Source organism: Pusillimonas sp. MFBS29, assembly GCF_020687695.1.
Classification (GTDB): Bacteria; Pseudomonadota; Gammaproteobacteria; order Burkholderiales; family Burkholderiaceae_B; genus Pusillimonas_C.
On the sequence record NZ_JAJEWL010000005.1, the window covers coordinates 217,060 to 236,244 of the forward strand.

A 19,185-nucleotide genomic window follows, 5' to 3' on the forward strand; every position below is an offset into this window, starting at 1 on the left:
TACGCAAGGGGACGTAAAAAAACCCGCAATGCTAGTAAACATGCGGGTTTCTATACGGTAGTCAGCAGTTGTATACAGCTGACTGGCGGAGACGGAGGGATTCGAACCCTCGATACGGGTATAAGCCGTATGCTCCCTTAGCAGGGGAGTACCTTCAACCTCTCGGCCACGTCTCCGAAACAGGCCGCTATTCTAGCACGATACGAAGCTGTTCTGCTGACAAGCCCGAAAATCGGGTAAAAACACCTTCATATGTGAAGCGCAGCGGCCGTCAAACCATTGTCAGGCCTGGGTTTTGTCCTGATCCAGCTCGAAAGCCTTGTGCAGGGCGCGTACTGCCAGCTCCATGTATTTGTCGTTGATGATGACCGAGGTTTTGATCTCGCTGGTGCTGATCATCTGGATATTGATGCCCTCTTCCGACAATGTGCGGAACATCAGGCTGGCCACACCCACATGACTGCGCATGCCGATACCCACGATGGATACCTTGCAGACCTTGTCGTCAGATACGATTTCACCTGCACCAACTGCCGGCCCGATCTGGTTCTTCAGCAGGTCAAGCGTACGGGCGAAGTCGTTGCGGTTCACAGTGAATGAGAAATCTGTAGTGCCGTCGACGGACTGGTTCTGCAGAATCATGTCAACGTCGATGTTGGCGGCAGCGACAGGCCCAAGGATCGAATAGGCGACACCGGGGGTGTCAGGGACAGCCAGCAAGGTGACTTTAGCTTCATCACGGCTGAAGGCAATACCCGAAACGACGGCAGCTTCCATTTTTTGATCTTCCTCGAAAGTAATAAGTGTGCCCGAAGTCATTTCTTCTTCGAGCGGTATCAGGGGGTCGGTCAGAGAAGACAGGACTCGCACAGGAACTTGGTACTTGCCGGCGAATTCGACCGACCGAATCTGCAGCACCTTGGAGCCCAGGGATGCCATTTCAAGCATTTCTTCGAAAGAAACCACGCTCATGCGCCGCGCTTCGGGCACGACGCGCGGATCGGTGGTGTACACCCCGTCGACGTCGGTAAAAATCAGGCATTCGTCGGCCTTCAGTGCCGCTGCCACCGCAACAGCCGAGGTATCGGAACCACCACGACCCAGGGTCGTGATATTGCCTTCGTCGTCGACACCCTGAAACCCGGTCACAATCACGACCCTGCCCGAATCCAGTTCGGTCTGTATGCGGGCATCGTCAATGGAGCGTATGCGAGCCCTGGTGTACGAAGCGTCTGTACGCACGGGCACTTGCCATCCGGTGAAGCTGCGTGCGGCAACCCCCTGGGACAACAACGCCATGGCCAGCAAGGCGCTGCTGGCCTGCTCGCCGGTGGATGCCAGCATATCGAGTTCGCGGGTATCCGGCTGCGGCGAAATCTCTTTGGCCAGGCCCAGCAGGCGGTTGGTTTCGCCGGACATGGCCGACGGCACTACCACCACCTGGTGGCCGGCGGCATGCCATTTGGCCACACGCCGCGCCACGTTCTGAATGCGCTCGACCGAGCCCATGGACGTGCCACCGTATTTTTGAACAATCAGGGACATCTTTTTCTCTGAGTTAAAGGGGTCAACAGACAAAGCGGATTATTTTAACGTTTTTCCACAATGGGGACATTCCCTGTGGAAAAGCATACAGGCTACGCACCGAAATTGTTGCGAGAAATCAGTTTGACGTGTCGATAAAGACGCGGCCGCGGACGCAGCGTATCCAGACCTGCCCGTGCTTGACCCGCATGTGCCGGTCATGACCCAAGGCGTGCAGCTCGCGCATCTGGCGCATGATGTCATGCAAACGGGCCTCTGTAGGCATTCGCAGGCCCAGATGCGCCAGCCAGTAGCGCAGGACCAGCGCCTGACGTGCGTGCGACAACCCGCGCCAGGCGGCCAGCGAAAAACTCTGTTTATCTTCTGAAGGCTCCAGGCCCGCAAAATCCTGCTCCGCCACTTCCTGCAGCACGTCGGCAGCCTGGGCACTCTGACGCGCATGACGTGCCAGGATCCCCTGCCAGCCTGGCCAGCGCTCGTTCAGCGCCGGTACCAGTCGCACACGCAGGGCAGCCCGGGTGTATTGGTCATCAATGTTGCTGGGATCCTTGACCGGCACCCAGCCGGTCAAGTCCGCAAAATCTTCGGCCTGCTGCAAGATCACGGCGCGATCAATATCCAGCCATGGCCGGATGTAGGTCAGTTCCTGGTGCTGCCTGACCGGCGCCATGGCTGCAAGGCCTGTCGGACCGGCTCCGCGCAGCAGCCGCAACATGACAGTCTCAGCCTGATCATTGCGATGATGGGCCAGCAATATGTGATGCAGCTTCATGGTCTGCGCAAGTTCGCGCAAGGCCGCGTAACGCATGTCGCGTGCGGCCGACTCCATGCCGTCTCCTCCGGTCACATCTACCTGAACGTAGCGTGTGTGGCATGGTACTTGCAGCATTTGTGCCATATCATGTGCATGCATCTGCCACCCATCGGCCGGCGCCTGCAAGCCGTGATGTACGTGAAAGCAATGAATCTCCATGCCTTTCCGGCGGGCATACAAGGCTGCGTGCACCGCAAGCATGGCAGAATCTGCCCCGCCGCTGAGTGCGACCGCGATACGGCGGGGAGGCTGTGGCAAGGCCGCCATTGCGGCGGCGAACGCCTTGCGCAGTGGCGCCAGGCCGAAATCCTGCCAGAACGTCTGGGGAAGCATGTATCTTCAGCGCACCGGCAGGGGCGGCGCCCTAGCGGGCTTCCTGGAAACGGCCGTACGACATCAGTCGCTGCAGGCGATGCTCGATGAGTTGCTCGGGTGACATGCCCGATACCTGGCGCAGGGAGTCAGACAAGGCGCGGCTAAGCTGACGCGCCATGACATCCGGGTCGCGATGCGCGCCGCCGACCGGTTCGTTGACGATGCGATCGATCAGGCCAAGTTCTTTCAGGCGAGGGGCCGTAATGGCGAGCGCATCGGCGGCCACGGATGCCTTGTCGGCACTGCGCCAAAGAATGGAAGCGCAGCCTTCGGGGGAAATCACTGCGTAGGTGGAGTACTGCAGCATCATGACGACATCGCCCACGGCGATGGCCAGTGCACCACCCGACCCGCCTTCACCAATGATGGTTGCAATGACGGGCACCTTGAGTTCGGCCATGGCATACAGATTGTGGCCAATGGCCTCGGACTGACCGCGCTCTTCCGCGCCGATACCCGGATAGGCTCCGGGGGTATCGACAAACGTAAAGACCGGAATCTGGAATTTTTCGGCCAGGCGCATCAGGCGCAATGCCTTGCGATAGCCCTCTGGACGAGGCATACCGAAATTGCGCATGGCACGTTCTTTGGTGTCGCGCCCTTTTTGATGCCCGATCACCATGCACGGCGTGCCGTTGAAGCGCGCCAGACCACCAACTATGGACTTGTCATCGGCGTACATGCGGTCGCCGTGCAGTTCGTGGAAGTCGGTGAAAATCTCGCGCACGTAATCCAGCGTATAGGGACGCTGTGGGTGGCGTGCCACCAAAGCGGTCTGCCACGGCGTGAGCTTGGCATAAATGCTTTTGGCCAGGGCCTGGTTTTTTTGTTGCAGCCGATTGACTTCTTCAGAGATATCGACCGCGGAATCTGTCTGCACATAGCGCAATTCCTCGATCTTGTTCTCGAGTTCGGCAAGTGGTTGTTCAAATTCCAGGAAAGTATTACGCATAAGAGCTAGGTTTCCAGATTAGGGCATTCACTGTTTTAGTACTGCACGGAAGCCGGGTCAAGACTACGCCACAGATACCAGGTAGCAACCGTTCGCCACGGCATCCAGGCCTGGGCGACTTCCCGTGCCTCGAAGCGCGATACAGGTTCGCCACTGAAGTAGTGTAACGAAATCGCCTTGAGCAGACTTGCGTCGTCCAGCGGAAGGACGTCGGGCCGCTGCAGATTGAAGATAAGAAACATCTCGGCCGTCCAGCGTCCTATGCCCCGAATGGCACATAGGTCGGCAATGACAGCCTCGTCGGTCATGGTGCGCCAGGCCGTTGGCCTGATCTTTTTTTCCGCGAAATGCACGGCCAGATCAAGTATGTATTCGGCTTTGCGCTTGGACAGGCCAGACTGCTGGATATCGGTTTCGGCCAGCTTGATGATGCACTGGGGTGTGGGGGTGCGCCCACAGGCTTCGGTAAAACGTTGCCACATGGCATCAGCCGCCTTTACCGAAATCTGATGGCCGACGACGGCACGCGCAAGCGTAACAAAAGGCGTTGCCGAAGGCGCCAGCCATTCGGTCTTATGTTGAGGAATCAGCTTCTTCAGGATACGGTCGCGCGCCATAAGCTCGGCCGAGGCCTGATCCCAGTACTCCGGTTTTGCTATGGATGCGCTTGAACTGCTATTGGTCATGCCCCTTCCTTGATCAGACTCTGCGCCATTGCGTTACGCCACCCGCCTTGTCCTCGAGCTCGATACCACCTTCCTGCAAAGTCTTGCGGATCTGGTCGGCCTGGGAAAAGTTGCGTGCCTGCTTGGCGAGCGCCCGCTCATTGATCAGGGCTTCAATCTGCTCGGTCGTAAAGGCTGTCTGTGTGCCTGCGCCGGGTTGATACCGGGTTGGCGACTGCAAATAAGTAGCGGGATCGGACTGCAGCAGCCCAAGCACGCCGCCCAGGGCACGCATAAGGCCCGAAGTTTGTGCCGATCCGCTGCGGTTTGCGGCTGACGACAATTCAAACAAGGCCGCGACAGCCCCTGAAGTATTGAAATCATCGTTCATGGCCGCGCGAAATGCCTGGGCCGACGGATGATCCCAGTCGATCTCGACCGCCTCGGGCGGCACGTTATGCAAGGTCTGATACAGACGATCAAGCGCATTCTGGGCATCGAACAGGTTGTCGGGCGCGTAGTTCTGCTGGCTACGGTAATGATTGCGTACGATGAAAAAGCGCAGCATCTCGGCTTCGCGCGGATTCGCGTCGTAGCTGGCCTGATCATCAGGCAAACCGGCATCTGCGGAAATGGTGGCTCGTATGGTACGGAAATTGCCCAGCGACTTTGACATTTTGTCTGAATCGACCATCAGGGGCCCGCAGTGCATCCAGATCGACGCCAGGCTGCCGCCGAACGCGCCTTCCGTCTGGGCGATCTCGTTCTCGTGATGCGGGAACTTCAGGTCAGGACCACCGCCGTGAATGTCCAGGGGCAGGCCCAGCAAAGCGCGGCTCATGGCCGAGCACTCTATGTGCCAGCCCGGCCGGCCAACGCCATAGCTTGACGGCCATTTGGATTCTTCCGGTTCTTCGCTTTTGGCTGCTTTCCACAATACGAAGTCCAGCGGGTCGCGCTTGCCCGATGCAACCGCAACACGCTCGCCCGCCCTGAGGTCATCGAGCGACTTGCCCGACAGCTTCCCGTACCCGGGAAACTCTCGCACGGCATAGTTGACGTCGCCATCATCGGAGCGATAGGCCAGGCCGTTTTCTTCGAGCTTGCCGATAATGCCGAGCATGTCGCCTACATGCTCGGTGGCACGCGGCTCGGCATCGGGCGGGACGACCGACAGCGCCCGCTCGTCAGCATGCATGGCGTCGATGAAAAACGAAGTGACCTCGGACATACGTTGGCCGTTTTGCACAGCGCGCCGTATGATTTTGTCATCGATATCGGTGATATTTCGTACATACTTCACCTTGTAGCCGCTGGCCCTGAGCCAGCGCTGCACGACGTCGAAGCTGACCAGCATGCGAGCGTGACCCAGGTGGCAGAAGTCATAGACCGTCATGCCGCATACGTACATGCGAACCACGCCGGGTTCCACGGTTTTCAACGGCTCTTTGGCACGGGAAAGGGTGTTATAAATGTGCAGCATGTAGGATCAATATCTGTCAGTCTATGTCGAAAGCGGGCTCTTGCTACAAGAGCTCCCGCGCAGCCAATTCGGCGCGAATCGACAAGCAAGGCTAAAATGGCGGTCGATAAGTATAGCAAGCCGCCGGCAACACATCGTTTACGTATAGGTGCAAAATCTGTGTTTCGAATTAATGGTCCCGCTTTAGCGATAGCCCTTTTTGCCGGCGTAATGTCGATGCAAGCGGCGGGCGCACAAACACCCGCACCCGAGCTTGTACCGCAAGTTGATCTTAACGCCTCGGTCGATACAGGTCTAGCGCAGTCAGAATCCAACGCGATCGTTCAGGGCGTGAAGGTCAACACCAGCCCCGGCGCACAAACGGGCCACGACAAACTCTTCAACGCCCCCAAACCCCAGGAAGGCGGCTGGAAGGGCCTGGCCAGGCTGCTGGAATCTCTTACACCCAACATAGACACCCAGGAACCCCTCAGCGCATCGCAGATCACGGATCGCATTTCCGGCATGCTGGACCAGGGCCAGAACCAGGAAGCACTGGCCATCATCGAGAAGCGTCAGGCCCAGCTCGACGAAAAAGGAAGCATAGGCACCGACGTTCAGTTGCTGTTCCTGCACGGCCGGGCACTGGCTGCCCTGGGCCGCAGCACCGAAGCCATCGACACCTACCGCCACATGACCACGTTATATCCGGAACTGCCCGAGCCCTGGAACAACCTGGCCGCCGAGTATGTAAAACGGGGCCAGCTCGACATGGCCTATGACGCCTTGCGCATGGCGCTGGTTGCCAATCCGAATTACGCTACCGCCAGGGCAAATCTGGGCGAAGTCCAGCTTATGCTGGCACAGCGTTCGTTCCGCGAGGCCGCCGCACTGGGTGCAAGCCAGGCCGGGGCCAAAGCCGCACAGGCTGGTCAGATCCTGTCGCCCTGAACACGCGTCCACGAAACCCTTATCCCGATAATTTCCTATGACATCTACTTATTTTTCTTCAAGCACGCTGAGCTCGACGCTGCGTGTTTTCAGCCTTGCCTGCGCTACCTCGCTGGCCCTATGCCTGGGCAGCACCGCGCAAGCGGCTTCCTCCAACTCTACTGAAGGTAAATCCATGAGCACTAACCCCCGCGTCAGTCTGCAAACCAGCCAAGGTCCCATCCTGATCGAGCTGAATGCCGAGAAAGCCCCCAAAACCGTCGAAAACTTCCTGACCTACGTTAAGGAAGGTTTTTTTGATGGCACGATCTTCCATCGCGTCATCAACAACTTCATGGTTCAGGGCGGCGGCTTCGACGCAGACATGAAGCAAAAGCAAACCCATGCCCCCATCGAAAACGAAGCCGACAACGGCCTGAAGAATGATCGCTATACGCTGGCCATGGCCCGTACCTCCGACCCGCACTCGGCCACAGCGCAGTTCTTCATCAACGTCGCTGACAATGACTTCCTGAACTTCACCTCCCCCACACCGAACGGCTGGGGTTATGCAGTATTCGGTAAAGTCGTCGAAGGCACCGAAGTCGTCGACAAGATCAAGGTAGTGAAAACCGGCAACAAGGGCTTCCACCAAGACGTCCCCGTCGAGACCGTCGTTATCGAGCAAGCCACGATCGTTGAATAAACTATCGCTTACAGGGACGGTCTGGGTCGCTTCAGACATTCATCTGGGGCCCCACACCCCGGCCACCGCCCTGGCATTTCATGCATTTCTGGATCAGGCGTGCGCGCAAGCGGACGCCTTGATTTTGTGCGGTGATATCTTCGACGCCTGGATAGGCGATGATTTCGCCCTGACATCGCCACCACCGTGGCTCGCCACAACGCTGGCAAAGTTCAGTCAGGTATCCGGAAAAATACCGTTATGGCTGGGACGCGGCAACCGCGACTTCCTGCTTGGGGAGCCACTGGCCAGACACGTTGGCGCCCGGCTTCTGCCCGATCAGGTCTGCCTCGATACCGAAGCGGGGACCATATTGCTGTCGCACGGCGACGAGTATTGCACCGCCGATCGCAGCTACCAGCGGTTTCGCCGTGTAGTACGGTGTGGCGCCGTGCAATGGCTGTTCCTGAATTTAAGCCTGCCGGTACGTCGCCGCATTGCCGATCTGGCGCGTCAACGCAGCATGGCATCGAATCGCCACAAGACCATGAGCATCATGGATGTCACGCCATCGGCCATAGACCAGGCGTTTTCAGCGTGCGACGCCAGCATCATGGTGCATGGCCATACCCACCGACCCCAGGTTCATCATCTGGAAGTCGATGGCAAACCACGCACGCGCTGGGTACTTCCAGACTGGGATTATGACCACGATGGCATGACACGTGGCGGCTGGCTGACGATAGCCGCCGGCGGCCTGCAGCTGGTTCAGGCCCACGACCAGGCTGCAGCCAACGGCGCTAGCGCGCCATCAGCCAGATAAACACCACGATGCCAAGCCCGATGCGATACCACGCAAAGGGACGATAGGTGCGCCGCGACACAAACCGCAGTACGGCGCGCACGACGATCAGCGCACTGACAAACGCTGCGACGAACCCGACGGCAATCGCAGTCATCTGCGTGTCGTTCAGGGATGAGCTGTTACGGTAAAGGTCGTAGACGGTGGCCGCCAGCATGGTAGGCATGGCCAGAAAAAACGAAAACTCGGTTGCCGTCTTGCGCTGGATACCGGCAATCATGCCGCTGATGATGGTTGCTCCCGAACGCGAGGTGCCGGGCACCATGGCCAGACATTGTGCAAAACCCACTACCAGAGCCTGCTTCCAGGTGATTTCTTCCAGGCTGTGTGCAGTTGCCAGTTGCGACGCACGGCTGTCGTCCTGCACAGACCGGGCATCGGCCGGCTCACCGTCGATTTTCTTGGCATACTGCGGCTTGCGCTCGACCCAAAGCATAATCATGCCGCCAACAATCAATGTAAACACGAAGACGCCGGGGCTGTGAAAGAGCATCTTGATGTACTTGATCGCCAAGGCACCGATGACTGCAGCGGGCAGGAATGCAATAAGCAGGTTTCGCGTGAACATGACCTCGCTGCGCACGCCCGTAAAGGTTCCGTGAATAAGCTGCCAGAGCCGGGCACGAAATATCCACATGACAGCCAGTATGGAGCCAAACTGTATTACGACTTCAAACACTTTGTCGCTACCGGAAGAGAATCCGATCCAGTCGCCGATGATCAGCAGGTGCGCCGTGCTTGATACCGGAATAAATTCCGTGAAACCTTCGATCAGCCCTAAAAACAGGGCCTTCAACATAAACCAGCTACTTTCAGTCATAGTTACTCATTGTGATTTTTAATTCACTTGTCCGCCCGCGCGCGCAAGAGGCCGGCAGGCACGCTGCCGATCATGAACACGCGCTACGGTAAACCAGAACATCGTGTGAGCTTGTTTCAGTTCGCAACGGCCATCATGCCCGAAGAACACTTTATTCGTGCAGGTAGCCCAGCATCTGCGGGAACAATTTGGGGGTGGCTGCCAGAAGATCACCGCTTTTCATCCACCCTTGCTCGCCTTCAAAGTCGGCCACCAGACCACCCGACTCGAGGATGAGCAGGCTGCCGGCAGCCAGATCCCATGGTTTCAGTTTGACACCGCAGAACCCGTCCAGGCGCCCGGCGGCAACATAGGCCAGGTCGAGTACGGTTGAGCCCAGGCGGCGCGCTGCCGCACATTCAGACAGAAGCTTGTGGAATTTGACGTCGGTTGTAGGAGCAGACGCAGAGCCAGGCACATGGGCGCCCAGCAAGGCATCGTGATAGCGCAGCTGGCCGGACACACGTATGCGCCTGTCGTTCAGAAAGGCGCCACCGCCACGACTCGCGGTAAACAGCTCGTTGCGGTTGGGGTCGTATATGACTGCCTGCGTGACCTGGCCGTGTTGGACCAGTGCAATGGAGATCGCATACACCGGCAGGCCATGAATGAAATTCGTGGTGCCATCGAGCGGATCGATAATCCATTGAAACGCAGCAGGCTCGTCTGCGCCCTGCTCGGCTGCCAGGTGTGTGCCGGTTTCTTCGCCAAGAAAGCCATGGTCAGGATAGGCTGTACGCAGGACGTCGATAATGGCCTCTTCTGCAGCGCGGTCCACTTCCGTGACATAATCCTTAGGCCCCTTGCGTGCAACTTGCAGGCGTTCCAGATCGAGACTGGCCCGGTTGATGATGGTGCCAGCACGGCGTGCCGCCTTGATGGCGGTATTGAGCATCGGGTGCATAAAATTCCGTATTTAACAAAAATTGTTGAAGCCTGGCCTTGCTGGACACAGAGTACGCAGCATGGGCAAAATGCCCGACAATCAACGCAATAAAACATCTATTTTAAATGACTCAGTCGTTTTTACCTGAAACGCACACAACTTCGCCTGAAACACGGGTTTCAGCCGCCTCTGCCGAGGCCGATACGTTCACCCGGGTGCGCTTCATTATGGTGCGCCCCAGCCATCCCGGCAACGTCGGTGCGGCGGCTCGCGCCATCAAAACCATGGGCTTTCATGACCTGTGCCTGGTCGCTCCCCGCTTCCCCGACGTACTCGAGCAACCCGACGCGCAATCACTGGCGAGCGGCGCCACAGACGTTCTGGCTTCGGTACGTATTGTGCCGACCCTGGAACAGGCGCTGGCCCCGGTCACGCTGGCGTTTGCCCTGACCGCCAGGGCGCGTGTACTGGGGCCACCGGCATGCGACATCCGGGACGCCGCGCAGATAAGCTGCCAGCATCTGCAAGGCACGGGCGAAAACCGTGTCGCCATTGTGCTGGGTACCGAGCGATCGGGGCTCACCAACGAAGACATCGCGCTATGCCAGCGGGTCTGTCATATTCCGGCGAACCCCGAATACAGCTCGTTGAATGTTTCCCAAGCCCTGCAGCTGGCCGCCTGGGAGCTGCGCTACAGCCTGGCCAGCGCAGCCTCTTTGCCGCTGCTGCCCAGCACCGAGGGGCAGCCGGACGAAGGCAGCCAGCCTGCAAGCAACGACAGGATACAGGCTCTCATGACCCACTGGGAGCAAGCCATTACCGAGGTAAAGTTCCTGGATCCCGAGCACCCGAAAAAGCTGATGCCCCGCATGCGGCACATGTTCGGTCGTAATGGCCTGACCCAGGACGAAGTCGATATGCTGCGTGGCCTGTGCACGGCCATGATCAAAACGGCCAGAAAATAATGATGGCGGCCATTTGGCCGCCATTCTTGCTGCTGGTGCAAACAGGGATCTGCACCGGCCTTGTCAGGCAGCGACGATATCCATGCCTGTCAAGCGAGTGAGCTCGGCAATGCCAACGCCCGATAGATCATCGACCAGCAACACTTTGCCGTCTTTCAGGTCGAAGACCGCCAGATCGGTATAAATGCGGCTGACGCAACCGACGCCGGTCAGGGGATAACTGCACTTTTCCACCAGCTTGCTCTGGCCATCACGCGTAAGCAACTCCATGAGCACATAAACCGATTTCGCACCTATGGCCAGATCCATGGCGCCGCCCACAGCCGGAATGGCATCGGCATCACCCGTGTGCCAATTGGCCAGATCGCCATAACGCGAGACCTGGAACGCGCCCAGCACGCAAATATCAAGGTGTCCGCCGCGCATCATTCCGAACGAATCTGCGTGATGGAAGAAGGCACCACCGTCGAGCAATGTGACAGGCTGCTTGCCCGCGTTGATCAGATCGGGGTCTTCCGCACCGGCTTCCGGTGCAGGCCCCATGCCGATCACACCATTCTCACTGTGCAGCATGATCTCGCGGTCAGCTGGCAAATAGTTGGCGACCTTGGTCGGCAGCCCTATGCCCAGATTCACTACGCTGCCTTCAGGGATGTCTTGCGCAACGCGTGCGGCCATCTGTTCTCGGTTCAGTCGGTTCATGCTGCGGCTCCTGTAGCGATCACGCGTTGAATGAATAGCCCCGGTGTGACGATAGCCTCGGGGTCCAGGTCGCCCAGATCCACGATGCTGTCGACTTGCGCAACGGCGACCCGGGCGGCCGTTGCCATGATAGGCCCGAAGTTACGGGCTGTTTTACGATAGACCAGATTGCCCCAGCGGTCGGCGTGCAAGGCCTTGATCAACGCATAATCAGCATGCAAGGGGTATTCGAGTATGTAATTACGCCCATTGATGGTGCGCTGCTCTTTGCCTTCGGCCAGCGGCGTACCCGCCCCCGTCGGTGTATAGAACCCGCCAATCCCCGCGCCGGCAGCGCGTATGCGCTCGGCCAGGTTTCCTTGCGGCACCAGTTCCAATTCGATTTTCCCGGCGCGATACAAACCGTCGAACACATGCGAGTCGGCCTGGCGCGGGAACGAGCAGATAATCTTGCGGACCCGCCCTGCAGCCAGCAGGGCTGCCAGCCCGGTATCGCCGTTGCCGGCATTGTTATTGATGATGACGAGGTCTTTGGCGCCCTGATCAAGCAAAGCGTCTATGAGCTCTTTGGGCTGACCCGCCAGACCAAAGCCGCCGACCATGATGGTAGCCCCATCGGGAACGTCGGCCAGCGTGGCACGCATGGTGTCGAAAATCTTAGAAATCATATTGAATCCATTGCCTGCATTACACAGGCCGTTAAATACAAGGGCCGGCCCCAAGGCCGACCCTTGCGTCCCGTTTGACAGATCTCGGTACACCAGCCCGCCACCAGACGGGAACCTGGGACTGCTATCCGTACAAATCAGTCGACGGTTGCTCCTGAAGCCTTGACCACCTTGGCCCAGCCTTCAACTTCCGACTTGATGAAATTGCCGAATTCAGCCGGAGTGGTCTTGGCTGGCACTGCACCAAGGTCTTCCAGGCTTTTCTGGACTTCGGGCTTGGCCAACGCTGCCAACATGACTTCGTTCAGCTTGTTGATGATCTCGGGCGGTGTGCCCTTGGGTGCAATCACACCAAACCAGGAAGACACATCGAACGAGGGGAAACCGGATTCCTGCATGGTGGGCAGGTCTGGCGCAGTCTTGGAGCGGTCGGCAGTGGTGACGGCCAGCGCACGCAGGCTGCCGGACTCGACATGAGGCCATGCGGACGGCATATTGTCGAACATGTAGTCTACCTGGCCGCCGATCAGGTCGGCCATGGCCGGCGCACTACCCTTGTAGGGAATATGAACCGCATCAATACCGGCCGACTGTTTGAACAGTTCCCCGGCCATGTGGATGGACGTACCACTACCGGAGGAAGCAAAATTCAGCTTGCCCGGGTTGGCCTTGGCGTAGTCGACCAGCTCCTTGACGCTCTTGACAGGTACCTTGGGATTCACGACCAGTACGTTTGGCACTCGGACTGCCAGTGCAACGGGTGTGAAGTCCTCAATAAGGTTGAAGCGAAGGTTCTTGTACAGGGTTTGATTGATGGCACTGGTGACGGCGACCATGTACAGGGTGTAGCCGTCGGGGTCGGAGCGCGCGACCAGCTCGGACGCAATATTGCTGCCCGCGCCTGGCCGATTGTCGACCACAACGGACTGGCCCAGGGCATCACTCATTTCCTTGGAAACAATTCGCGCCACGGTGTCGGTGGTTCCGCCGGCAGAGAAACCAACCACCATCTTGATGGGACGATCAGGGTAGGCCGCCGAAGCAGTCGCGGAATAACCCACTACGCCGGCCAGCATCAAGCTGCCGGCCAATACTTTTGCGCCTGTTTTTAGTTTGGATTGAATTGACACTGTGTCCTCCTGGTATCGTCCATTACGTGGACAGTTATATAATTGAGACTTCAATTTTCTGACAATATTTATTTTTTTCCAACCTGAATGTACATCTAGTGGACACATCAGTAAACGGAACCATGGCAACCGGCCCCCGCACACTACGGCGGGGCCTGCAGGTACTGCGAACCTTGCGTGATAACCCTGACAACGGTTTGAGCGTAAGCGAGCTCGCACGCCTGACCGGGTTACAACGCCCCACCATATACCGTTTGCTGGCTGCCCTGATCGAAGAAGGGTTCGTGCACAACCCGGGAAATTCCAAGCGATTTTCAGCCAATCAGTCAGCCGAAGCCACTATTCTTGGGCAAGATCCCCGCATCAAGCTCGCCCTGCCGGTCATGCAGAGTCTGGCGACACAAACGGGCGACGCTGTGTTTCTGGTTGTACGAGACGGCAATGAGTCACTCAGCCTCTGGCGGGAAATCGGCCCCTATCCGGTGCAAATACTCGCCACTTTCGCCGGCAAACGCCAGCCACTGGGGGTCGGTTCGGGCGGAATGGCCTTGCTGGCTAAATTGCCCGATGCCGAGATCGACGAAATTATCGCAAGCAACAGCACGCAGATAGAACAATATGGCGGCATGAGCCAACGCGAATTGCGACGCCTGGTAGAAAACACCCGCACACGTGGCTATTCGGTGGTTGGCAACTATGCAGTGCGAGGCGCACTGGGAGTCGGCTGCGCCCTGTGCGACAAAAAGCAAAACCCCTATCTGGCCATCAGTGTCACGGCCATCACCGACCGTATGCCGGCCACCCGCCAGCGCCAGATTGCAGGCCTGATACAAGACGGCCTGAATACGCTGGCTGGCAACGTTTGAATCTGGCAAGCCAGCCGGCTTGCCATACAGGTTCAGCCCTTACGGCTCGACAACACCACCATGCTCGAGCGCTTCCGTCATTGATTTGGCCTGAACCTCGCGCACCGGTATCGGCATGCTCAAGCCGGCTCTGCCCAATACCTGCAAGGCATTTCGATAAAGATCGAATCGCAGATCCCAATAGTTTTCGGTGGACGCCCACACCCGCATATTCACGGTAGTCGCGCTTTCGCTGTAGCCGATGACCATGACTTGTGGCGCCGGGTCAGACAGTACATGCTGATGATGTTGCACCAGACTGCTCAGCTCGCGCAGGGCCAGTTCAAGATCATCGCCGTAGCGGACAGACACCTCGACATCAAGGCGGCGGGTAGCATTGCGGCTGTAATTGATAATGGGATTGCCCCACACCAGGCTGTTGGGCAAGGTAAGGTGAATACCATCAATCTGGATGAGGCGTGTAAGGAACAGGCCCACTTCGGCCACGGTACCATCGCCTTTGCCCACTACTGATATGTATTCTCCGGCACGCAACGGACGCAGGGCCAGCAACATGATGCCGGCGGCGATATTTTGCAATGTGCCCTGCAAGGCCAGGCCAACCGCCAGGCCGGCGGCGCCCAGCACGGCAATGATGCTGGCGGTCTGCACGCCAAATCGCGCCAGCACCGCAACAATGACAAAAATCCGGATGGCCCAGACCGTAACGGTATAGACCATGGGAACGATGGTGGGATCAATCTTTGGCGATCGGGCTGCGAGCTTTTGCACACTGCGGCCTGCAAAAGAGGAGGCCGCCCAGCCCAGCACCAGAATAAGCAGCGTCAACCCAATGTTAAGCGCCAGATACCGGACGTCCGGCATCAGCACTATTAGCTCTTTTAACGATTCCATCATGCTATTTCCACTTGAAAGGATGAACAAAAGACGCATCCCTGCAGTAGAAATGCCCGCGGCTGGCGGGCATTAACTTATCCACGGAAATTGTGGATAAATCCAGGGACAACTATCTGACTAAATAAATTATACGGAGAATAACAACGACTTAGGCCGCCGGAGCTGAAAATGTCCACTCATCAGCCCTGGGCCGACAAGTGGACATTTCCTGTACGACGATTGTCGCAGTCAGTGATCAGAGACTGCCCTTATGGTGAACGACCGGAAATAACGCGCACCAGTATGAGCACGATCGCCACGACAATAAGAATGTGAATGAAGCCCCCTATGGTGTAGGACGAGACCAGGCCCAGGAGCCACAAAACCAACAGAATGACTGCAATGGTATATAGCATATAGGTGTACCCCCTTCTTTTAGTAAATATGCTGGTGTTCAGACATTACTTGCTTGCTTCGTGGCCAATCACGCCACCGACAGCAGCGCCGCCCAGAGTGCCCAGGGTGCTTCCTCCGGTCAGCACAGCACCGCCTACGGCACCAACGCCGGCCCCGATAGCTGTGTTTTGTCCTTGCTTGGACATCCCGCTACAAGCTCCCAGGCTAAGCAGGACACTCAGCACGATGGAAGCGCTCGCAATTCTTTTCGTCTTAGTCATCTCAGTACCTCTTTCAATGGTTCAACAAAATAAAGCCGATATTTCCTCGTTGCACTAGCAAGTACCGTACCCGGCCGGGGAAGCTTGGTTGGCGGGCACAGGACTTGCTCCATCTTAATCGACCTTTTTGTCAACAACCAGGAGAAACGTATGAGAAAGATTCTTGCAGTAGCAATTTGTTCGCTTCCCCTTTCCATGGCCTCCGTCGTTCATGCACAATCAACGGCACCCAGCACAGGCACGGCACCGGACACTACCGCACCTGCTCCTGCACCTAGTCCAGCGCCGGCGCCAGGCGCTGACACCATGGGCGGCGCTACCACATCCGGCGCTGGTGCAGCAGGTGGCGGCGCCATGGCACAGGAAGAAAAAGTCGAAACCATTACGGGCCTAAGCGTCAAGGACAAGATCATCGGTAATACCGTCGTTAACGAAGCCGATGAAAAGATCGGTAACATCAGTGACGTCGTCCTTGCAACAGACGGGAAGGTTGCTCACGTAATCGTTGGTGCCGGCGGCTTTCTGGGCCTGGGCGAACGTGACGTCGCCATTCCCTACGACGAAATTACACAGAATGGCGACAAGTGGGTACTGGCAGGCTACACCAAGGATCAACTGAAAGCCTTGCCCAAGGTTGAAGTAGCAGAATAATACCGGCTCATGGCGTAGCCATGAAATGTAGCGGTATATTGGGGCGGCACTTGATTTATCGGGTGCCGCCCCTTATATATAAGCAATGACTCCATTTTCCATACTCGACCTTTCCCCGATTACTGAAGGCAGCACTGCAGCAGAATCGTTCCGCAACACGCTTGACATTGCCCAGCACGGAGAAAAGTGGGGCTACAAGCGCTACTGGATGGCCGAGCATCACGGCATGCCCGGCATTGCCAGCGCGGCAACTTCCGTCCTGATCGGGCACGTGGCAGCCGGCACCTCGAGTATTCGGGTTGGTGCGGGCGGCATCATGCTGCCCAACCACTCCCCCCTGGTCATTGCCGAACAATTCGGCACCCTGGAATCCTTACACCCGGGACGCATAGATCTGGGCCTGGGCCGAGCGCCGGGGTCGGACCAGACCACCGCACGCGCCTTGCGCCGCAACCTGGCATCAGATGCCAACGAGTTTCCGCGCGACGTGCTCGAACTAATGGATTACTTGTCCGACGACCCCAGGCAACCCGTACAAGCCGTGCCAGGCCGGGGCCTGAATGTTCCCATCTGGATACTGGGGTCCAGTCTTTTTGGCGCCCAACTGGCCGCCGCCCTTGGCCTGCCCTATGCCTTTGCCTCGCATTTTGCCCCACAGCAAATGATGCAGGCCATCCAGCTGTACCGCAGCACGTTCAAACCATCGGTTCACCTGGACAAGCCCTATGTCATGCTGGGATTCAACGTTTTTGCCGCCGACACTGACGACGAGGCACGGCTTCTGGCAACATCGTGGCAGCAGTCTTTTGTAAATCTGCGCAGCGGCCGCCCGTCTCGTTTGCCCCCACCCGTGCCCAACTATATCGAACAGCTAGGACCGGCAGCACAAGATTTGCTGGACCATGTTCTTTCGTGCTCGGCCATTGGTGCACCAGATACCGTCGCCGGCCAGCTCAAGGCGTTCATCGACAAAACCGGCGCAGACGAGCTGATGATCACATCGAATATGTTTGACCACACGGCACGCCTGCGTTCTTACGAAATCACCGCCAACATTGCGAGCGCAAACCATGTCTGACCAGAGCATCATTGCCACAAACCTGGCAAACGTGCGGGAGCGTATCCGCAACGCTGCACTGAAGGCCGGGCGCCCGGCAGATGCTGTCACGCTGCTGCCCGTCAGCAAAACTTTCGGCGAAGACGCCATACGTGCTGCTGTCCAGGCCGGCCAGCGTCGCTTCGGGGAAAACAAGGCACAGGAAATCCGCAGCAAATATGAACCGCTGGCCGACTGCGGCATAGACTGGGTCATGATAGGCCACTTGCAAACCAACAAAGCCAAGGACGTGGCCCGCATGGCCTCCGAAATCCAGTCACTGGACCGCATGGACCTGGCAGTTGCATTAGATCGACGCCTGCAACAGGAAGGCCGTGCCATCGACGCGCTGGTGCAGATAAAGACCTCTACCGAACCCAGCAAATACGGATTGCCGCCGGAGGAACTACCGGGTTTCCTGCGTCAGGTGGCACGCGACATGCCGACCTTGCGCATACGCGGCCTGATGACTTTGGCCATCAATGTCGCCGATCAAGCCGCCGTGCGCGCCTGCTTTCGCACACTGCGCGAGTTACGCGACCAGATGCGCGAGGAAGCGATAGAGGGCATAGAAATGGACCGCCTGTCCATGGGCATGAGCGGTGACTTTGAAATTGCCATTGAAGAAGGCTCCTCCGAGGTACGGATAGGTACAGCCATCTTCGGTGGACGCATTTACGGCGACGACTACTACTGGCCCGAGCAGCCCGCCGCACGCTCTTAGAGTTCCGCCGATGGCAAGTTCGCGCGCACCAGTCGACCTGCGATGGATTCCAGCATGGGAATATCGGGTACTTCGTCGCCAGGGCCTACCCAGCGAGCCTCGGCGATTTCGTCTTCCTGTATGGTCAGCTCTCCACCGGCGTATTCGGCCGTGTAGGCAATCATCAGGGAATGCGGGAAAGGCCACGACTGACTGCCGAAATAACGCAAGTCTTTCACCTGCAGACCCACCTCTTCCAGCACCTCACGGTGTATCGCTTCTTCGATGTTTTCTCCGGCCTCGACAAATCCGGCCAGCGCGGTATAGCGTGCCGTTGCGTAGGTAGCATGGCGCGCCAGCAGAATCTGGTCGCCTCGCTTGATCAGCACCATCATGGCCGGTGAAATTCGCGGGTAGGCAGAAAAGCCACAAGCCGGACAATGAAAGCAAAGCTCTTTTTTGGACTTCTGCATGGGTGTCGCGCAAACGCCGCAATAGCGATGGGTACGCACCCACTCGGATACCTGGAACGCGCGACTCGCCAAAGCACCATGTTCACCCAGCTCGGCCAGCACAGCCCGCAACTTGCGAAAGGCAAAACCGGGAGGCGCCTGGATATCGTGGGCGATATGGCAGGTTCGGTGGTTTGCGACATCGGACACCCACAAGGGCTCCAGCACTTCGGCACCAGCCCCAACCAGGGCACATTCTTCACCCGAGGGGAAGTCAATACCAGATTCACGCAATAGGATTTCGTTGCCGCGAAAAATAAAATTCACAATGTCTCCGTGCTTTTGGACGCGCTGGCATCATACG

At 57.9% G+C, this 19,185-nt stretch carries 23 protein-coding genes and 1 tRNA gene; 8 read left to right on the forward strand and 16 right to left on the reverse strand.

Annotation, left to right across the window (positions count from 1 at the left end; all coding sequences use genetic code 11):
• Positions 1-83: 83 nt before the first annotated feature.
• The 6 genes from LKR43_RS09450 to cysS all read right to left on the reverse strand — a co-directional run bounded on the left by LKR43_RS09450 (position 84) and on the right by cysS (position 5,834).
• Positions 84-176: transfer RNA gene (locus LKR43_RS09450), tRNA-Ser, on the reverse strand.
• Between the two features lie 106 nt (positions 177-282).
• A complete protein-coding gene (locus LKR43_RS09455) occupies positions 283-1,545 on the reverse strand; it encodes an aspartate kinase (RefSeq protein ID WP_227683805.1) in 1,263 nt (420 codons plus the stop codon).
• A gap of 118 nt (positions 1,546-1,663) precedes the next feature.
• Positions 1,664-2,692 carry a tRNA lysidine(34) synthetase TilS gene (tilS, locus tag LKR43_RS09460; protein WP_227683806.1) on the reverse strand — a complete coding sequence of 343 codons (1,029 nt, stop codon included), beginning with the start codon at positions 2,690-2,692 and terminating at the stop codon, positions 1,664-1,666.
• Positions 2,693-2,723: 31 nt separating this feature from the next.
• On the reverse strand, positions 2,724-3,686 hold the full coding sequence (locus LKR43_RS09465) for an acetyl-CoA carboxylase carboxyltransferase subunit alpha (protein WP_227683807.1): 963 nt from the start codon (positions 3,684-3,686) through the stop codon (positions 2,724-2,726).
• Positions 3,687-3,721: 35 nt separating this feature from the next.
• Positions 3,722-4,372 carry a DNA-3-methyladenine glycosylase gene (locus LKR43_RS09470; RefSeq protein ID WP_227683808.1) on the reverse strand — a complete coding sequence of 217 codons (651 nt, stop codon included), beginning with the start codon at positions 4,370-4,372 and terminating at the stop codon, positions 3,722-3,724.
• A 13-nt stretch (positions 4,373-4,385) separates the two neighbouring features.
• The gene (gene cysS, locus LKR43_RS09475; protein WP_227683809.1) at positions 4,386-5,834 is read right to left on the reverse strand and encodes a cysteine--tRNA ligase; all 1,449 of its coding nucleotides are present in this window, start codon (positions 5,832-5,834) and stop codon (positions 4,386-4,388) included.
• 210 nt (positions 5,835-6,044) lie between these two features.
• Here cysS and LKR43_RS09480 point away from each other — a divergent pair, with 210 nt between their 5' ends.
• On the forward strand, positions 6,045-6,764 hold the full coding sequence (locus tag LKR43_RS09480; protein WP_227683810.1) for a tetratricopeptide repeat protein: 720 nt from the start codon (positions 6,045-6,047) through the stop codon (positions 6,762-6,764).
• 48 nt (positions 6,765-6,812) lie between these two features.
• Here the strand turns inward: LKR43_RS09480 and LKR43_RS16215 are convergent, their stop codons facing one another.
• Complete coding sequence (locus LKR43_RS16215) at positions 6,813-6,941, reverse strand: hypothetical protein (protein WP_255676018.1); 129 nt, start codon at positions 6,939-6,941, stop codon at positions 6,813-6,815.
• Here LKR43_RS16215 and LKR43_RS09485 point away from each other — a divergent pair.
• Together LKR43_RS09485 and LKR43_RS09490 are read left to right on the forward strand one after the other, a co-directional pair.
• On the forward strand, positions 6,940-7,449 hold the full coding sequence (locus LKR43_RS09485; protein WP_227683811.1) for a peptidylprolyl isomerase: 510 nt from the start codon (positions 6,940-6,942) through the stop codon (positions 7,447-7,449). The two genes, LKR43_RS16215 and LKR43_RS09485, sit on opposite strands and share 2 nt — an antisense overlap.
• On the forward strand, positions 7,442-8,251 hold the full coding sequence (locus LKR43_RS09490; protein ID WP_227683812.1) for a UDP-2,3-diacylglucosamine diphosphatase: 810 nt from the start codon (positions 7,442-7,444) through the stop codon (positions 8,249-8,251). Before LKR43_RS09485 ends, LKR43_RS09490 begins: the two co-directional genes overlap by 8 nt.
• Here the strand turns inward: LKR43_RS09490 and LKR43_RS09495 are convergent.
• A complete protein-coding gene (locus LKR43_RS09495; RefSeq protein ID WP_227683813.1) occupies positions 8,229-9,110 on the reverse strand; it encodes an undecaprenyl-diphosphate phosphatase in 882 nt (293 codons plus the stop codon). The two genes, LKR43_RS09490 and LKR43_RS09495, sit on opposite strands and share 23 nt — an antisense overlap.
• Before the next feature lie 151 nt (positions 9,111-9,261).
• Complete coding sequence (locus tag LKR43_RS09500; RefSeq protein ID WP_227683814.1) at positions 9,262-10,053, reverse strand: inositol monophosphatase family protein; 792 nt, start codon at positions 10,051-10,053, stop codon at positions 9,262-9,264.
• A 107-nt stretch (positions 10,054-10,160) separates the two neighbouring features.
• Between LKR43_RS09500 and LKR43_RS09505 the strand changes: the two genes are divergently transcribed.
• Positions 10,161-11,000, forward strand: coding sequence for an RNA methyltransferase (locus tag LKR43_RS09505; protein ID WP_227683815.1), 840 nt, complete (start codon positions 10,161-10,163; stop codon positions 10,998-11,000).
• 63 nt (positions 11,001-11,063) lie between these two features.
• Here the strand turns inward: LKR43_RS09505 and LKR43_RS09510 are convergent, their stop codons facing one another.
• The 3 genes from LKR43_RS09510 to LKR43_RS09520 form a co-directional block, all read right to left on the reverse strand.
• Positions 11,064-11,702, reverse strand: coding sequence for a 3-oxoacid CoA-transferase subunit B (locus tag LKR43_RS09510; protein ID WP_227683816.1), 639 nt, complete (start codon positions 11,700-11,702; stop codon positions 11,064-11,066).
• The gene (locus tag LKR43_RS09515) at positions 11,699-12,370 is read right to left on the reverse strand and encodes a 3-oxoacid CoA-transferase subunit A (protein WP_227683817.1); all 672 of its coding nucleotides are present in this window, start codon (positions 12,368-12,370) and stop codon (positions 11,699-11,701) included. The genes LKR43_RS09510 and LKR43_RS09515 overlap by 4 nt, the downstream gene beginning before the upstream one ends.
• Positions 12,371-12,507: 137 nt before the next feature.
• Complete coding sequence (locus LKR43_RS09520; protein WP_227683884.1) at positions 12,508-13,446, reverse strand: tripartite tricarboxylate transporter substrate binding protein; 939 nt, start codon at positions 13,444-13,446, stop codon at positions 12,508-12,510.
• A gap of 176 nt (positions 13,447-13,622) precedes the next feature.
• Between LKR43_RS09520 and LKR43_RS09525 the strand changes: the two genes are divergently transcribed.
• Positions 13,623-14,366 carry an IclR family transcriptional regulator gene (locus LKR43_RS09525; RefSeq protein ID WP_227683818.1) on the forward strand — a complete coding sequence of 248 codons (744 nt, stop codon included), beginning with the start codon at positions 13,623-13,625 and terminating at the stop codon, positions 14,364-14,366.
• Between the two features lie 39 nt (positions 14,367-14,405).
• On the opposite strand, the gene LKR43_RS09530 is transcribed toward LKR43_RS09525, so the two are convergent.
• From LKR43_RS09530 to LKR43_RS09540, 3 genes are all read right to left on the reverse strand, one after another.
• Positions 14,406-15,263 carry a mechanosensitive ion channel family protein gene (locus LKR43_RS09530; RefSeq protein WP_227683819.1) on the reverse strand — a complete coding sequence of 286 codons (858 nt, stop codon included), beginning with the start codon at positions 15,261-15,263 and terminating at the stop codon, positions 14,406-14,408.
• A gap of 248 nt (positions 15,264-15,511) precedes the next feature.
• The gene (locus LKR43_RS09535) at positions 15,512-15,658 is read right to left on the reverse strand and encodes a lmo0937 family membrane protein (protein ID WP_227683820.1); all 147 of its coding nucleotides are present in this window, start codon (positions 15,656-15,658) and stop codon (positions 15,512-15,514) included.
• Positions 15,659-15,703: 45 nt separating this feature from the next.
• A complete protein-coding gene (locus LKR43_RS09540; protein ID WP_227683821.1) occupies positions 15,704-15,919 on the reverse strand; it encodes a glycine zipper 2TM domain-containing protein in 216 nt (71 codons plus the stop codon).
• 150 nt (positions 15,920-16,069) lie between these two features.
• On the opposite strand from LKR43_RS09540, the gene LKR43_RS09545 reads away from it, so the two are divergent.
• From LKR43_RS09545 to LKR43_RS09555, 3 genes are all read left to right on the forward strand, one after another.
• On the forward strand, positions 16,070-16,570 hold the full coding sequence (locus LKR43_RS09545) for a PRC-barrel domain-containing protein (protein ID WP_227683822.1): 501 nt from the start codon (positions 16,070-16,072) through the stop codon (positions 16,568-16,570).
• Positions 16,571-16,655: 85 nt separating this feature from the next.
• On the forward strand, positions 16,656-17,648 hold the full coding sequence (locus LKR43_RS09550; RefSeq protein WP_227683823.1) for an LLM class flavin-dependent oxidoreductase: 993 nt from the start codon (positions 16,656-16,658) through the stop codon (positions 17,646-17,648).
• A complete protein-coding gene (locus LKR43_RS09555) occupies positions 17,641-18,390 on the forward strand; it encodes a YggS family pyridoxal phosphate-dependent enzyme (RefSeq protein WP_227683824.1) in 750 nt (249 codons plus the stop codon). Before LKR43_RS09550 ends, LKR43_RS09555 begins: the two co-directional genes overlap by 8 nt.
• Here LKR43_RS09555 and nudC read toward each other — a convergent pair.
• Positions 18,387-19,148, reverse strand: a complete 762-nt coding sequence (nudC, locus tag LKR43_RS09560) for an NAD(+) diphosphatase (RefSeq protein WP_227683825.1) — start codon at positions 19,146-19,148, stop codon at positions 18,387-18,389. The two genes, LKR43_RS09555 and nudC, sit on opposite strands and share 4 nt — an antisense overlap.
• Positions 19,149-19,185 lie beyond the last annotated feature (37 nt).